This is a genomic window from Methylobacterium sp. Leaf469, from assembly GCF_001424745.1.
Taxonomy (GTDB): Bacteria; Pseudomonadota; Alphaproteobacteria; order Rhizobiales; family Beijerinckiaceae; genus Methylobacterium.
The window spans coordinates 53,475-67,501 of the sequence record NZ_LMRE01000001.1 but is presented as its reverse complement, the minus strand read 5'-3'; the positions used below and the strand labels follow the sequence as shown (position 1 = coordinate 67,501).

14 protein-coding genes are annotated in these 14,027 nt (G+C 63.5%); 9 read left to right on the top strand and 5 right to left on the bottom strand.

Going from position 1 to position 14,027, the window contains the following annotated elements:
* Positions 1–35 precede the first annotated feature (35 nt).
* A complete protein-coding gene (gene glgX, locus ASG60_RS00280; protein ID WP_056171607.1) occupies positions 36–2,300 on the top strand; it encodes a glycogen debranching protein GlgX in 2,265 nt (754 codons plus the stop codon).
* Positions 2,301–2,512: 212 nt separating this feature from the next.
* Positions 2,513–2,824, top strand: a complete 312-nt coding sequence (locus ASG60_RS21670) for a plasmid stabilization protein (protein ID WP_082483744.1) — start codon at positions 2,513–2,515, stop codon at positions 2,822–2,824.
* Between the two features lie 41 nt (positions 2,825–2,865).
* Here the strand turns inward: ASG60_RS21670 and ASG60_RS00275 are convergent, their stop codons facing one another.
* Positions 2,866–4,077 (bottom strand): NADP-dependent isocitrate dehydrogenase, encoded by a 1,212-nt coding sequence (locus tag ASG60_RS00275; protein WP_056093930.1) that lies wholly within the window; start codon positions 4,075–4,077, stop codon positions 2,866–2,868.
* Between the two features lie 220 nt (positions 4,078–4,297).
* Here ASG60_RS00275 and ASG60_RS00270 point away from each other — a divergent pair, with 220 nt between their 5' ends.
* Entirely contained in the window at positions 4,298–4,846 is a 549-nt protein-coding gene (locus ASG60_RS00270) for a formaldehyde-activating enzyme (protein ID WP_056171605.1), read from the top strand.
* Between the two features lie 4 nt (positions 4,847–4,850).
* Positions 4,851–5,579 (top strand): RNA methyltransferase, encoded by a 729-nt coding sequence (locus ASG60_RS00265; RefSeq protein WP_056171603.1) that lies wholly within the window; start codon positions 4,851–4,853, stop codon positions 5,577–5,579.
* 174 nt (positions 5,580–5,753) lie between these two features.
* Here the strand turns inward: ASG60_RS00265 and ASG60_RS00260 are convergent, their stop codons facing one another.
* The 3 genes from ASG60_RS00260 to ASG60_RS00250 all read right to left on the bottom strand — a co-directional run bounded on the left by ASG60_RS00260 (position 5,754) and on the right by ASG60_RS00250 (position 8,950).
* Positions 5,754–7,049, bottom strand: a complete 1,296-nt coding sequence (locus tag ASG60_RS00260) for an aminotransferase class I/II-fold pyridoxal phosphate-dependent enzyme (RefSeq protein WP_056171601.1) — start codon at positions 7,047–7,049, stop codon at positions 5,754–5,756.
* A gap of 29 nt (positions 7,050–7,078) precedes the next feature.
* A complete protein-coding gene (locus ASG60_RS00255; RefSeq protein ID WP_056383879.1) occupies positions 7,079–7,474 on the bottom strand; it encodes a response regulator in 396 nt (131 codons plus the stop codon).
* A gap of 198 nt (positions 7,475–7,672) precedes the next feature.
* On the bottom strand, positions 7,673–8,950 hold the full coding sequence (locus ASG60_RS00250) for an O-acetylhomoserine aminocarboxypropyltransferase (RefSeq protein WP_056384272.1): 1,278 nt from the start codon (positions 8,948–8,950) through the stop codon (positions 7,673–7,675).
* Between the two features lie 231 nt (positions 8,951–9,181).
* Here ASG60_RS00250 and ASG60_RS00245 point away from each other — a divergent pair, with 231 nt between their 5' ends.
* The 3 genes from ASG60_RS00245 (at position 9,182) to ASG60_RS22345 (ending at position 12,295) form a co-directional block, all read left to right on the top strand.
* Complete coding sequence (locus tag ASG60_RS00245) at positions 9,182–9,529, top strand: DUF3140 domain-containing protein (protein ID WP_056384271.1); 348 nt, start codon at positions 9,182–9,184, stop codon at positions 9,527–9,529.
* 243 nt (positions 9,530–9,772) lie between these two features.
* Positions 9,773–11,053, top strand: a complete 1,281-nt coding sequence (locus ASG60_RS00240; RefSeq protein WP_056383877.1) for an MFS transporter — start codon at positions 9,773–9,775, stop codon at positions 11,051–11,053.
* A gap of 48 nt (positions 11,054–11,101) precedes the next feature.
* A complete protein-coding gene (locus ASG60_RS22345) occupies positions 11,102–12,295 on the top strand; it encodes a hypothetical protein (RefSeq protein ID WP_156398743.1) in 1,194 nt (397 codons plus the stop codon).
* 18 nt (positions 12,296–12,313) lie between these two features.
* On the opposite strand, the gene ASG60_RS00235 is transcribed toward ASG60_RS22345, so the two are convergent.
* A complete protein-coding gene (locus tag ASG60_RS00235; RefSeq protein WP_156398742.1) occupies positions 12,314–12,739 on the bottom strand; it encodes a CoA-binding protein in 426 nt (141 codons plus the stop codon).
* A 59-nt stretch (positions 12,740–12,798) separates the two neighbouring features.
* Between ASG60_RS00235 and ASG60_RS00230 the strand changes: the two genes are divergently transcribed.
* Positions 12,799–13,239 carry a PaaI family thioesterase gene (locus tag ASG60_RS00230; RefSeq protein ID WP_056265815.1) on the top strand — a complete coding sequence of 147 codons (441 nt, stop codon included), beginning with the start codon at positions 12,799–12,801 and terminating at the stop codon, positions 13,237–13,239.
* A 313-nt stretch (positions 13,240–13,552) separates the two neighbouring features.
* Positions 13,553–14,026, top strand: coding sequence for a 50S ribosomal protein L13 (gene rplM, locus ASG60_RS00225; RefSeq protein ID WP_056171592.1), 474 nt, complete (start codon positions 13,553–13,555; stop codon positions 14,024–14,026).
* The last annotated feature ends 1 nt before the right edge of the window (position 14,027 follow it).

The window sequence follows — 14,027 nt, the reverse complement described above, 5'->3', positions numbered from 1 at the left end:
GCCGCATCGGGCAGGGCGCCGTCCCTGGAGCAGTTATGGCCGACGATTTTTCTCAGACGGGCAAGGCGTCCGCCACCCGCTCGCGTATCAAGGAAGGCTCACCCTATCCGCTGGGGGCAAATTGGGATGGGCTTGGGGTGAATTTCGCCCTGTTCTCGGCCCATGCCACGAAGGTCGAGCTCTGCTTGTTCGACGATGCGGGCGAACAGGAACTCGAGCGCATCGAACTGCCGGAGTACACGGACGAGATCTGGCACGGGTATCTACCCGATGCGAGGCCAGGTACCATTTATGGCTACCGCGTACACGGTCCATACGATCCGAAAGCCGGTCACCGCTTCAATCCCAACAAGCTGCTCATCGATCCATATGCCAAAGGTCTCGTTGGCTCCATCACCTGGAACCCGGCCCTGTTCGGGTACCAGATGGAGACAGGCGACGATCTGACCTACGACGAGCGCGATTCCGCGCCGTTCACCCGCCGTAGCCGGGTGATCGATCCGGCCTTCACCTGGGGGCGGGACCGCAAGCCGCATGTGCCGTGGGAGAAGACGATCTTCTACGAGACGCACGTAAAAGGCTTCACCAAGCTTCATCCGGCCGTTCCGGAGAAGCTGCGCGGCACGTATGCAGGTCTTGGGACACCGGCGGTGCTCGATTACATCAAGAGCCTTGGCGTCACGTCCGTCGAGTTGCTGCCGGTCCACGCCTTCGTGCAGGACGACTATCTCCAGGAAAAAGACCTGGTGAACTACTGGGGTTACAACACGATCTCGTTCTTCACCCCAGCCCGGCGTTATTCGGCAGTGCCTGATTTTGCCTTCTCCGAATTCAAGGAGATGGTCGCGCGCATGCATGGCGCCGGTCTCGAAGTAATCTTGGATGTCGTCTACAATCATACGGCGGAGGGCAACGAGAAGGGGCCGACGCTATCCTACAAAGGTGTCGATAACGCTTCGTATTATCGCTTGATGCCCAAGGAGCCGCGTTACTACATCAACGACACCGGCACCGGGAATACCTTCAATCTTTCCCACCCGCGGGTTCTGCAACTCGTTACCGACTCGCTACGCTACTGGGCGACCGAGATGCGCGTCGACGGATTCCGGTTCGATCTTGCGACGATCCTCGGCCGCGAGCCCCATGGGTTCGACGAAGGGGGCGGGTTCCTCGATACCTGTCGCCAGGATCCCGTGCTCAATTCCGTCAAACTGATTGCCGAGCCCTGGGATTGCGGCCCCGGCGGCTACCAGGTTGGCGGTTTTCCACCCGGCTGGGCCGAGTGGAATGACCGGTACCGTGACGACGTTCGCGGCTTCTGGCGGGGGGATCTCGGCTTGCTTCCGTCGCTTGCGTCCCGAATCACTGGCTCAGCGGACAAATTCAACAAGCGCGGGCGCAAGCCCTGGGCATCGGTGAACTTCCTAACCGCCCATGATGGTTTTACGCTGAACGATACGGTTTCGTACAACGACAAGCACAACATGGCGAATGGGGAGAACAACCGAGACGGGCACTCCCACAACCTCTCCAACAATTACGGCGTGGAAGGGCCGACGGAGGATCCGGAAATCCGGGCCGTGCGCCTGCGCCAGATGCGCAATATGATGGCGACGCTGTTTCTGTCTCGAGGCACGCCGATGCTGCTCGCTGGTGACGAGTTCGCCCGGACCCAGAACGGCAACAACAATGCCTATTGTCAGGACAACGAGATCTCTTGGCTCGATTGGGGCGCCATCGGCCCAGAGGAGCGCGACCTCACCGAGTTCACGCAGCGGCTGATGATTCTTCGTGAATCGTTGCCGATTCTCACCCGTGGGCGGTTCCTCACCGGTGAGTTCGACGAGGAACTCGGTGTACGCGACGTGACGTGGCTAACCCCGGCCGGCACTGAGATGACGCCGGAGAACTGGTCGCAGGGTGATGCTCGGTCACTGGCGGTCGTTCTCGACGGCCGGGCGCAGGTCTCGGGTATCCAGCGCCGGGGCGGCGACGCCACGTTGCTGCTGCTCTACAATGCCTACCACGATCTCGTGTCGTTCACTTTGCCGGCAACCATAGGCGCTTCCGCGTGGACGCGCCTCCTCGACACCAATCTGCCTGACAGTCAGGAAGTGGTCAGCGTACCGATCGGCGAACGCTACGATGTCACGGGTCGCTCGATGCTTATGTTTGTGCTCAAGCCCGAGGAGGTCGAGGACGCCGAGGTGACCGAGATGGAGCGTTCATACCAGCATGTGATGCAGGCGTTCGAGCGCGCCAACATCGACAGCGTCCGCTTCGGCGCGCGCAAGGATTGATGTGGGTCCGGGACGGTGCTTCGTTCGCATCGTCCCGCTTGTCGTCTACGCACGCATGCTAACGGACATAGCCCTGCAGCGAACCGAAGGTGCGATAGGCGAGTTGAGCTCGTGAAGGTCAGGCATCCTCGAAACCCCGATTGTTGCGTCATGTTCGCTCTGTGGATCAGGGAGCGTCGTTGGGGCGGGGAGCGACGGAAGGAGACAAGGCGGTGCCGCAGGGAGACAAGTCGCGCTACACCGATAAGCAAGTTCGTAAAGCCGACCACATCGCGGAGTCGTATGAGGCCCGCGGTGTTCCGGAGGATGAAGCCAAGGCTCGTGCCTGGGCCACCGTGAACAAGGACGACGGTGGTGGAAAGAAGCCTGGCGGAGCCGGCCGCGGCCGCTCGACTGATCATCCGGCTGCCAGGAAAGGCGGCGAAATTGGCGGCAAGGCGTCTGCAGCGCGTACGGCGGAACAGCGCTCGGCCTCGGCGAAAAAAGCTGCCGAGACGCGCAAGCGGAATGCCGCCAACGCCTGAAACGCAGCCCTGCCCGATGCAGGGCCGCGCTCGGCTTCGGATCAGGCCATCGCGGCTTTGAGGTGCTGATCGACCTTGTCGAGGAAGCCTGTGGTCGAAAGCCATTTCTGATCAGGGCCGACGAGAAGGGCGAGGTCCTTGGTCATGAACCCGGCCTCGACGGTATCGACGCAGACGGTCTCCAGGGTCGTGGCAAACTTGGCCAGATCCGCGTTTCCGTCGAGCTTGGCCCGGTGCGCGAGGCCCCGCGACCATGCGAAGATCGACGCGATGGAGTTGGTCGAGGTCTCCTTGCCCTTCTGGTGTTCTCGGTAGTGCCGCGTCACCGTACCGTGAGCCGCCTCGGCCTCGACGGTCTGGCCGTCTGGGGTGAGGAGCACGGAGGTCATCAGGCCGAGCGAGCCGAACCCCTGCGCCACGGTGTCGGACTGCACGTCGCCGTCGTAGTTCTTGCAGGCCCAGACGTAGCCGCCCGACCACTTGAGGGCCGAGGCCACCATATCGTCGATGAGGCGGTGCTCGTAGGTGATGCCGGCGGCATCGAACTTGGCCTTGAACTCGTTCTGGAACACCTCCTCGAACAGGTCCTTGAAGCGGCCGTCATAGGCCTTGAGAATCGTGTTCTTGGTCGAGAGGTAGACCGGATACTTGCGGTTGAGGCCGTAGTTCATCGAGGCGCGGGCGAAATCGCGGATCGAATCGTCGAGGTTGTACATCGCCTGGGCGACGCCGGGGGAGGGGAAGTTGAACACCTCCCGCTCGATGACCGTGCCGTCCTCGCCCTCGAACTTGATGGTCAGGCGGCCCTTGCCCGGCACCTTGAAATCGGTCGCCTTGTACTGGTCGCCGTAGGCGTGGCGGCCGACGACGATGGGCTGAGTCCAGCCCGGCACGAGGCGGGGCACATTCTTGCAGATGATCGGCTCGCGGAAAATCACGCCGCCGAGGATGTTGCGGATCGTGCCGTTGGGCGACTTCCACATTTCCTTGAGGTTGAATTCCTTTACCCGCTGCTCGTCGGGGGTAATGGTGGCGCACTTCACGCCCACGCCGTGGCGCTTGATCGCCTCGGCCGCCTCGACGGTCACCCGGTCGCCCGTGGCGTCGCGGTGCTCGACTCCGAGATCGTAGTACTCGAGGTCGAGGTCGAGATAGGGATGGATGAGCTTGGTCTTGATCTCGCTCCAGATGATCCGGGTCATCTCGTCGCCGTCGAGTTCGACGACGGGCTTGGCTACCTTGATCTTATCCATCGCGTGTCAGGCCTTCCGCAAAAATCCCGAGGGGCCCCATGCAAATGCCGTGCGGCCGCGGGCAGGGTCATAGCGCGGGCGTTCCAACGGCGAAAGCCGCCAGGGACCCATCACGCCGTGACAGGGGACGGCATCTGTCAGGTGGGGGCCGGGGCTGGACATTCGGTGCGCAAGGGGGGATCTGGCTACCATCACGCAACGAGACGGAACGGGAAAACCCATGAGCGAACGCATCATCCTGCGAGCCGGCGAGGCCCTGGTCGCGGGTGGCCCGCCCAACACCGCCGCCGAGCCGGAAGTCATCATCGGGGAACTCGATGGGCCCGTCGGCACCGCGCTCGCTACACTGACGGGCGATCAGGTGGTGGGACACAGCCGCGTCTTTGCGCTGCTGAATACGGATATCATGGTCCGGCCGGTGACTCTGTGCGTGTCCAAGGTCAGCGTGACAGAGAGCAAGTACACCTCAATCCTCATGGGCACCGTGCAGTTCGCCATCGCCAATGGGGTGCTGGACGCTGTGCGGCTCGGCTACATTCCCAAAGACAGAGCCAACGATCTCGGGATCATCTGCTCGGTCTGGCTGAGCCCCGGTGTGATCGAGGCCGAGACCGTCGATCACAAGGCCCTGTTCGAAATCCAGCGGAAGGGGATGACGGAGGCTATCCGCAAGGCGATGTCCAACGAGCCGTCCATCGACTGGCTTCTGGAGAACCAGGACAAGATCATTCACAAGTACTACCAGATGGGTCTCGACGGGAAAATCTAGTCCGATGCCGAGCGCGCCTGTCGTCGTCCTCGTCGAGCCGCAGCTGGCCGAGAACATCGGCATGGTCGCGCGTGCCATGGCGAATTTCGGCCTGTCCGAACTCCGGCTTGTTGCGCCGAAGAATGGCTGGCCGAAGAAGGGTGTGCGCGAGGCGGCTTCGGGCGCGACCCACATCCTTGATGGTGCGGCGGTGTTCGACACCGTCGCGGAGGCCATCGCCGACCTTCACTATGTCCTAGCTACGACGGCGCGCGAGCGCGGGCAGATGAAACGCGTCGTGGGGCCCGAGGACGCCATGCGCAACGTCGCTGCCCGCGCCGGCCAGCGGACCGGGATCCTGTTCGGGCGCGAACGGGCGGGCTTGAGCAACGACGAAGTCTCCCTCGCCGACGCCATCGTGACGTTCCCGGTGACGGAGGAGTTCCCGTCTCTCAACCTCGCCCAGGGGGTCCTCCTCGTCGGCTACGAATGGCGCCGTGCGGCGGGGCTCGCGAAGCTGCCGTTCTCGGGCGAGATGCTGTCGCCGCCTGCGACCCGCGAGGCTATGGCGTCCCTCGTCGGGACCCTGGAGGACAGCCTGGCGACGGCCGGGTTCTATCCGCCGGAGAAGCGCGAGATCATCGCCCGCAACATGCGGGACATGCTGCACCGCATGGCGATGACGGAGCAGGACGTACGCACTTTGCGCGGCGCCCTTCGCGCCCTCAACGGCGGGCGTCATCGTCGAGGGTGATCGGCGGACGTAGCTTGGTTATTGCTCGATCAGTCTCGGCTTCCACCCTTTCGGAAGGCTGACGCGCCGCTTGCGGGTGCCGGTCACCATCGGGAGTATGGAAACAAGGCTGCGATCCTCGTCGCCCATGGAGCACGAGGTGTGCGCAGATGAGGAGCGGACCGCGAGACGAATTCAGCCGACCTGTGCCAGTGCCTGATCGATGTCGGCGATGAGATCTTCGGCGTTCTCCAAGCCGATCGAGAGGCGCACGGTCTCGGGCCCAACGAGCGCGGCGGCCTTCTCGTGCGGCAGCAGCTGGCGGTGCGTCGTCGTCGCCGGATGAATGGCCAGGGACTTGATCTCGCCGATGTTGACGAGGTGCGAGATGAGCCGGAGGCCCATGATGAACTTGACCGCCGCGGGCTCGCCGCCCTTCAGGGCGAAGGTGAAGATTGAGCCCGGTCCGTCCGGGACGTACTTCGCCGCCAGCGCTTCGCCGGCTTGACCGGGCAGGGCCGGGTAGCTGACCCAATCGACGGCGGGATGATCCCTGAGAAAGCCCGCCACCGCCTTGGCATTCGCACAGTGGCGCGCCATGCGCAGCGGCAGGGTTTCGATGCCCGTCAGCGTCAGGAAAGCGTTCATCGGCGAGAGGCCGGGCCCGAGTTCGCGCAGGCCGAACAGGCGACAGGCCACCGCGAAGCTGAAATCGGGAAAGCGCTCCGTGATGACGAGGCCGTCGTAATCTTCCCACGGCTCGGCGATGAGGTTGTAGCGGTCGCCCGCCGCCTTCCAGTCGAACGTGCCGGCGTCGCAGATCACGCCGCCGATGGTCTGACCGGAGCCGCCGAGGAACTTCGACGTCGAGTGCATGACGATGTCGGCGCCATGCTCGATGGGACGGATCAGCGCCGGGGAGGCGAGGGTGTTGTCGACGATGAGCGGCAGCCTATGCCGACGCGCGACCTCCGCGATGCCCGCCAGATCCATCACGGTGGCACACGGATTCACGATGGATTCGCAGACGATGGCCTTCGTCTCGGGCGTGATCGCCGCTTCGAAATCCGCCGGGGTGAGACCCTGGGCGAATTGCGCCTTCATGTCGTAGCGCTTGTCGAGGCGGGTGATGAGGCCGAGGGAGCCGCCGAACAGGCGCGGGGAGACGACGTAGGCGTCGCCGCTGCGCATCAGCGTCATCAGGATGAGCAGGAGGGCCGACTGCCCGGACGAGACCGCCACGGCGGAGGCGGCACCCTCCAGGGCGGCGACGCGGCGCTCGAGGGCGGCCACCGTCGGGTTGGAGCCGCGCGAGTACGAGAACCCGGTCCGGCGCATGGCGAAGATGTCGGCGGCCTGCTCCGTCGACTCGAACACGAAGCCGTTGGTGAAGTAGATCGGCTGCACCCGGGCGCCCGTGGCGGGGTCGGGCGCCGCGCCGGCATGGATGGCGGCGGTGGCGAAGCGGTGGGGTCTGGTCTCGCTGGCCATGGGGCCTTTTCTCGAATTCTGTCAGGAAGTTAGGCGGCCCGGTGCACGAAGGCGCGCAGGGTGCGGACGAGGGTCGAGGGTTCGTAGGGCTTCGGGATGAACCGGGCGCCGTCCGGCATGTCGTGGGGCCCGGGCGTGCCCATGCCGGAGACGACGAGGACGGGGATGTCGGGCCAGCGATGGGCCACGAGGCGGGCGAGGGCGAAGCCGTCCATGGAGCCGCGCGGCATGTCGACATCGGTCATCAGCACGCCGACGTCGCTGCGATTCTCTAACACCGTCAAAGCCTTGTCGGCGTGGCTCGCCTCCACCACCGTGAAGCCCGCATCCGCCAGCGTGTCGGCCGCCTCCATCAGGAGCAGGCCGTCGTCTTCGACGAGGAGCACGACGGGCAAATCTTGAGGGAAGTCAGGGGAGTGCGTCATCGGCAGCCGGACGATCTCGCGCTACGGGGTGAGTGGGGCCTATTCCCCGTCATCCATGCCGTCAACAACGGGGCGCGGCGCACGATCGTTTCACCGGCGCGGGTATGACGCGGTGCGCCGGCGCAGGCGCCGATGCGCCGAGGATCGGCCCGGTCCACGCCCCGGCCCGCGCCGGCGCGCGCGCCCGATGCGCCGGGCTCAGGCCAACGCGGCATCGAGATCCTCGATGAGGTCGGCCGGATCCTCGAGACCGATGGACAGGCGCACCACCTCGGGTCCGGCGCCGGCCGTGATCTTCTGCGGGTCGGTGAGCTGGCGGTGAGTGGTGGAGGCCGGGTGGATCACCAGGGACCGGGTGTCGCCGATATTGGCCAGATGCGAGAACAGCTGCAGGTTCGACACGAGTTTGACGCCGGCTTCGTACCCGCCCTTGAGGCCGATGGTGAACACCGCGCCGGAGCCGAGGGGCGAGTAGCGCCGGGCGAGCCCATGGTAGCGGTCGGTCTCCAGGCCCGGATAGCTCACCCACGCCACGGCGGGGTGGTGCGCGAGGTGGTTGGCGATCGCCAGGGCGTTGTCGCAGTGGCGCTGCATCCGGAGCGGCAGGGTCTCGATGCCGTTGAGGATGAGGAAGGCGTTGAACGGCGCCAGCGCCGGCCCGAGGTCGCGCAGGCCGAGCACCCGGATCGCGATGGCGAAGGCGAAGTTTCCGAAATTCTCGGCGAGCACCATCTCGGCGTATTCGGGCCGGGGTTTCGACAGGGTCGGATAGCGGTCGTCGCCGGCCCAGTTGAAGGTGCCGCCATCGACCACGAGGCCGCCGATGGAGTTGCCGTGGCCGCCCAAGAACTTCGTCGCCGAATGCACGACGATGTCGGCGCCGTGCTCGAACGGGCGGATGAGGTACGGCGTCGCCATGGTGTTGTCGACCACCAGCGGAATGTTGTGCCGCTTGGCGATGTCGGACAGCGCCGCGATGTCCGTGACGACGCCGCCGGGATTGGCGATGGATTCGCAGAAGATCGCCCGGGTGCGGGGCGTGATGGCGCGCTCGAACGACGACGGGTCGTCCGTGTCGGCCCAGACCACGTTCCAGCCGAAGTTCTTGTAGGCGTGGTTGAACTGGTTGATCGAGCCGCCGTAGAGCTTGTTCGCTGCGATGAACTCGTCGCCCGGCTGCATCAGGGCGTTCATGGTGAGGAACTCGGCGGCGTGGCCCGAGGCGACGGCCACCGCGGCCGTGCCGCCTTCCAGCGCCGCGATGCGCTCTTCCAGCACCGCGTTGGTCGGGTTGGTGATGCGCGAGTAGATGTTGCCGAAGGCCTGGAGCCCGAACAGCGAGGCGGCGTGGTCGACGTCGTCGAACACGAACGACGCCGTCTGGTAGATCGGGGTCGCCCGCGCGCCCGTGGTCTTGTCGGGGGCGGCACCCGCATGGATCGCCAGGGTGTTGAAGCCGGGCAGGCGGTCGGTCATGAAATCCTCCTCGGGCCGGCGGGCCCGCAGCGGCACCGTTCTAGCGCCGGCCTCGACCCCAGCGAAAGGGGCTGGCCCCGTTCCGCTTAAACGAACATGCGTTCTTTGTAGCGGACGATCCCGGCAGGTCAAGCGCGGGCGCCCTGGGGCACGCGGCCACGGCCCGGAACCGCACCGCCCCGATGCGCGTGATCGGTGGAGCGAATGGAAGCCAACCCGGGAGATGGCGCGGTGGCCGAGCACGACGACGCGAGCACGTGGAAAGACTTCAAGGAGGCCGTCAACATGACCGCCTCCGCCCTGGAGAAGTTTCTCGACACCGACGAGAGCAAATCCGTCGGCCAGAAGGCGAAGGGCAGCGACGAGTCCACCGGCCACGCCTCCGGCCGCCGCATCGTCGAATTGCTGAACACCAGAAAAGCGGATCTCACGGAGGACGATTACGCGCACATGCGCAAGGTCGTCAGCTACATCCACCGCCACCTCGAGCAGGGCGGCCCCGACGACAAGGACGCCGTGAAGGATTCGCCCTGGCGCCTCTCGCTGATGAACTGGGGGCACGATCCGCTGAAGACGTGAGGGTCGGCAGAGATCGGGAGACGGGGAGAACTTGTCCGCCGCCCTGGCAAGAATGGTGCGGGTCCTCACACCTTCCAGGAGAGGGACAGGGTGAGGTGTGTGACCTTTTCGGAGAGGGACGACACCTCACCCCAACCCTCTCCTTCCAGGAGAGGGGGCCCGTCGCGCCTCACGCCAAGATGTAAGGCAACACGCGTCCAATCCGCGCTAGGCGCCCCCAAAAAGCTTCGCTAAAGCGGCGCCATGCGCACCGTCAGCCCGCCACCCGTTTCCGCCGCGCGGATTCTCATCGCCAGCTTCGTCGGCACGGCGATCGAATTCTACGATTTCTACGTCTACGCCACGGCGGCCGCCCTGGTGATCGGGCCGATCTTCTTCCCCCCCGGCGATCCGGCGGTGCAGACGCTGGCGGCGTTCGCGACGTTCTCCATCGCGTTCATCGCCCGGCCGCTGGGGGCGGCGTTCTTCGGACACTTCGGCGACCGGGTCGGCCGCAAGGCGACGCTCGTCGCCTCCCTGATGATCATGGGCCTGTCGACGGTGCTCATCGGCTGCCTGCCGACCTATGCCACCGCCGGGTGGTGGGCGCCGTTCGCGCTCTGCGTCCTGCGCTTCGGCCAGGGGCTGGGGTTCGGCGGCGAGTGGGGCGGGGCGGCTTTGCTCGCCGTGGAGAACGCCCCGCCGGGCCGCCGCGCCCTCTACGGCATCTTTCCACAACTCGGGGCGCCGGTGGGCTTCATCACCGCCAATCTCGGGTTTCTGGGGTTGGCCCTGGCGCTCAGCCCCGAAGATTTCCAGGCCTGGGGCTGGCGCATCCCGTTCCTGGCGAGCGCCGCGCTGGTCGGCGTCGGGCTCTACGTCCGGTTGAAGCTCACCGAGACCCCGATCTTCAAGGCCGCTCTGGAGAAGGCCGCGCCCGAGCGCGTGCCTCTGGCGGTGATCTTCACGAAGTACCTCCGCGCGACCCTGCTGGGCACCTTCGCAATGGTGGCGTGCTACGCGGTGTTCTACCTCTCGACGGTGTTCGCCCTCAGCTACGGCGTCTCGACGCTCGGCTTCACCCGGCCGACCTTCCTGCTGTTCGAGTGCGTGGCCGTGCTGTTCATGGCGCTCGGCATCCCGCTCTCGGGCTGGGCCGCCGACGCCTACGGCCGCCGCCCCGTCCTCCTCTCGGGCCTCGCCTTCACGGCCAGCCTCGGCCTGCTCATGGGCCCGATGCTCGGCAGCGGCCAGGGCGGCCTCGTGCTCGGGTTCCTGTGCCTCGGCCTGTTCGCCATGGGCTGGCTGTTCGGCCCCATGGGGGCCCTGCTGCCGGAGCTGTTCCCGACCCGCGTGCGCTACACCGGGGCCTCCGTGACCTACAACCTCGCGGGGATCCTGGGGGCGTCCGCTGCGCCGTATCTGGCGCAGCGGTTGAGTGAATGGGGCGGTGTGGGTTGGGTGGGGCTTTATTTGGCTGCGGCGGCTGGGGTTAGTTTTGTGGCTGTGGCGCTGATGGAGGAAACACGCCACACTGCTATCTGACAATATGTAGGTTATATCATCCCAAGTAATTGTTGCCAGGGCGATTCTATGAGCATTTCGAAAAATCCTGAAGGCGAAGTAGCGTCGGCAACTGACGTCCGAAGAAATGTTTCCGAAACAATACTCATATCGATTGTCATCGCTGTTGGAGTTAATCTTCTCACAAGCGCTGATATCTCAACATATCGAGGGGCATTCCTCGTGATATTTAGCGTTTCGGCAATAGTATATGGCATTTTCGTTATTGCGAAACGCGCCGTGCCAAGAGTCAACAAGATCTATAAAATTTTAGGAACTTTAATTATTTCCGATAAGACAGATAAAATCGTCATTATACCTCGCTATCGGTTCACTAGCGATTTGGCCGACTCGATGGAGGGATTATTTTTAGAGAATGGCGCTTATAAAGCATTATGGAACAGATCTGAAATAATTGATGTTAATACATACGAAACTCAAGCAGAGTTTAACTCGTTGCCAGCGCGGAATAAGTTTATCATTGAGGCAATAGAGTACTATGCATTAAGTTCACTTTCCTCGCATTTGTCGGGGTATTTCGAGTCGACTACAGCAAAGCAAAGCATATCCTCTGAAAAAATTGTCAATCTCTCACGGTCAGATATTCCAACTGTTCTCCTTACGAATCGATTTCTAGAATTATTCACGCGCCCAATGGAGGAGAGGGAGGCTTTTCAAGAAAGAAATACGGAGAATAAAGTAATGGTCCAAATTACGAAAGTATCTCATGGAACAGAAGATGGAACTATAGTTTCGGCGCGCAGCTCCGATGGAGCTATATTCGAGCATTTTGAGTTGATACTGCCGAAGAATACATTTATCACTCGAAATTTAAATAATTCAATTGACATCAAGAACAAAAAATTCCTGATAAATATCAGATCGGTTTTTGAGGGGTGGCATACAGTAACGGGCGGTCATTTCGATAAGCTATATCTCGGTGAGGATTTTCGGGAAATAAAATGTTATCAATGCTCTCTCGAAATATCGGTGAAGTTTCCATTTTTTACTTTAATGCGAAGTTCCGGATGGGAGTACTTATACTGGATTGAGTCTTGGATTAAAAAAGTTGACGATGACGTAAATTTCCAAAAATTTCAGGAACGCATAGGATGGGAGCAATCACTAACCAATGTAATTGTCACTAAAAACTTAAATATATTGAGAAAAAAAGCCGAAGAAAAACTCGCAGGGGCAATTGACGCGCCTCCCCAAGATGATTGATCGCTCGAATAGCAAATATTACTTATAAAACATCTCAATCTTCGGGCACCGATCCATCACCACCACAACGCCCTTCGCCTCCGCCCGCGCGGCGGCGGCGTCATCCCGCACCCCGACCTGCATCCAGAGAAAGCGCGGCAGCCAGGGCAGGGCGAGGGCTTCGTCCACCACGCCGCCGGCCGCGTCGGAACTGCGAAAGATCTCCACCATATCGACGGGGGCGGGCAGGTCGGCGAGGCGGGCGAGGACGGGCTGGCCCAGCAGCGTTTGCCCGGCGAGCCCGGGATTGATCGGGGTGACGTGAAACCCGCGTCCGAGCAGGAACGCCATGACGTGGTGGCTCGGCCGGGCGGGATTGGCCGAGGCGCCGACGAGGGCGATGCTCCGGGTCTCCGTGAGGATCCGGCGGATCAGGGCGGGGTCGTAGGCGTCGTGAGCGGACATGCCGCCATCTTGTCGGGCATGCCCCGGCATGCTGCAAGGTGGAACGGAGACCCGCCCGCATGTCCGACGCCCCCACCCTTGCTTTGTCCCTGCCCGAGACCGTGGCGTTCCTCGACGCGGCGTTTCCCCAGATGGCGGCGGGCGGGCGGACCTATCACCTCGTCGGCGTCGGCCCCTTGCGCGCGACCATGCGGATGGACCACCACGAGCGGCACCTGCGCCCCGGCGGCACGGTCTCGGGTCCGTCCATGATGGCGCTCGCCGATTACGCCCTCTACGCGGCGATCCTGGCCAACATCGGCCCCGTGGCGCTGGCCGTCACCACGAGCCTCAACTTCAACTTCCTGCGCAAGCCCGGCCCGAACGGGCTGGTGGCCGAGGCGCGCCTGCTCAAGCTCGGGCGCCGGCTCGCGGTGGGCGAGGTGGCGATCACGGCCCCCGATTCGGAGGACCTCGTCTGCCACGCCACCGGCACCTACTCGATCCCGCCGGAGCGGTGAGGCGCGGAGCCGTTCACCCAAGGGGACGATGGTTCGGGCGCGAACCGCGGGTCCCCTCTCCTTCCAGGAGAGGGAGCCCGGTCGTGCTCCTGAGAAACCGCGGCGCCACTTGCGAGGGGGCCAGGAAGGCTTGCGGTACCAGAATACCACTTCCACGAAACCGTTCAGACCATTGCGGTTTTTGGCGTTTCCCGGCCCTGAACTGCTTTCGGGCTTGACGCGCCCGCCGTCACCCCCTAGAGACCGTGCCAACGCCGTCGCGTCCCGAACGCGGCGGCGCACCCTTTTCAAGATCAGACTGGAACGTCACGGGATGAGCAGCGCGCAAAAGACCTTTTCGCTGAAGCCCGCCGATGTCGACAAGAAGTGGATCATCGTCGATGCGGAGGGCCTGGTCGTCGGCCGGCTCGCCTCCATCATCGCGATGCGCCTGCGTGGGAAGCACAAGGCTTCGTACACGCCCCACGTCGATTGCGGCGACAACGTCATCGTCATCAACGCCGAGAAGGTGAAGTTCACCGGCCGCAAGCGCGAGCAGAAGGTGTACTACCACCACACCGGTTACCCGGGCGGCATCAAGGAGCGGACGGCGAAGTTCATCCTCGACGGCCGGTTCCCCGAGCGCGTGGTGGAGAAGGCCGTGGAGCGCATGCTCCCGCGCGGCCCGCTGTTCCGCGAGATCATGGGCAACCTCCGGGTCTACAAGGGCACCGAGCATCCCCACACCGCCCAGCAGCCGCAGGCGCTCGACGTCGGCAGCCTCAACCGCAAGAACGTGAGCGCTTGAT

Excerpts from the sequence above, each read along its gene's own strand:
- glgX (WP_056171607.1), top strand. The coding sequence starts at position 36 with ATGGCCGACGATTTTTCTCAGACGGGCAAGGCGTCCGCCACCCGCTCG.
- ASG60_RS00275 (WP_056093930.1), bottom strand. The coding sequence starts at position 4,077 with ATGGATAAGATCAAGGTAGCCAAGCCCGTCGTCGAACTCGACGGCGAC.
- ASG60_RS00270 (WP_056171605.1), top strand. The coding sequence starts at position 4,298 with ATGAGCGAACGCATCATCCTGCGAGCCGGCGAGGCCCTGGTCGCGGGT.
- ASG60_RS00265 (WP_056171603.1), top strand. The coding sequence starts at position 4,851 with ATGCCGAGCGCGCCTGTCGTCGTCCTCGTCGAGCCGCAGCTGGCCGAG.
- ASG60_RS00260 (WP_056171601.1), bottom strand. The coding sequence starts at position 7,049 with ATGGCCAGCGAGACCAGACCCCACCGCTTCGCCACCGCCGCCATCCAT.
- ASG60_RS00255 (WP_056383879.1), bottom strand. The coding sequence starts at position 7,474 with ATGACGCACTCCCCTGACTTCCCTCAAGATTTGCCCGTCGTGCTCCTC.
- ASG60_RS00250 (WP_056384272.1), bottom strand. The coding sequence starts at position 8,950 with ATGACCGACCGCCTGCCCGGCTTCAACACCCTGGCGATCCATGCGGGT.
- ASG60_RS00240 (WP_056383877.1), top strand. The coding sequence starts at position 9,773 with ATGCGCACCGTCAGCCCGCCACCCGTTTCCGCCGCGCGGATTCTCATC.
- ASG60_RS22345 (WP_156398743.1), top strand. The coding sequence starts at position 11,102 with ATGAGCATTTCGAAAAATCCTGAAGGCGAAGTAGCGTCGGCAACTGAC.
- ASG60_RS00235 (WP_156398742.1), bottom strand. The coding sequence starts at position 12,739 with ATGTCCGCTCACGACGCCTACGACCCCGCCCTGATCCGCCGGATCCTC.
- ASG60_RS00230 (WP_056265815.1), top strand. The coding sequence starts at position 12,799 with ATGTCCGACGCCCCCACCCTTGCTTTGTCCCTGCCCGAGACCGTGGCG.
- rplM (WP_056171592.1), top strand. The coding sequence starts at position 13,553 with ATGAGCAGCGCGCAAAAGACCTTTTCGCTGAAGCCCGCCGATGTCGAC.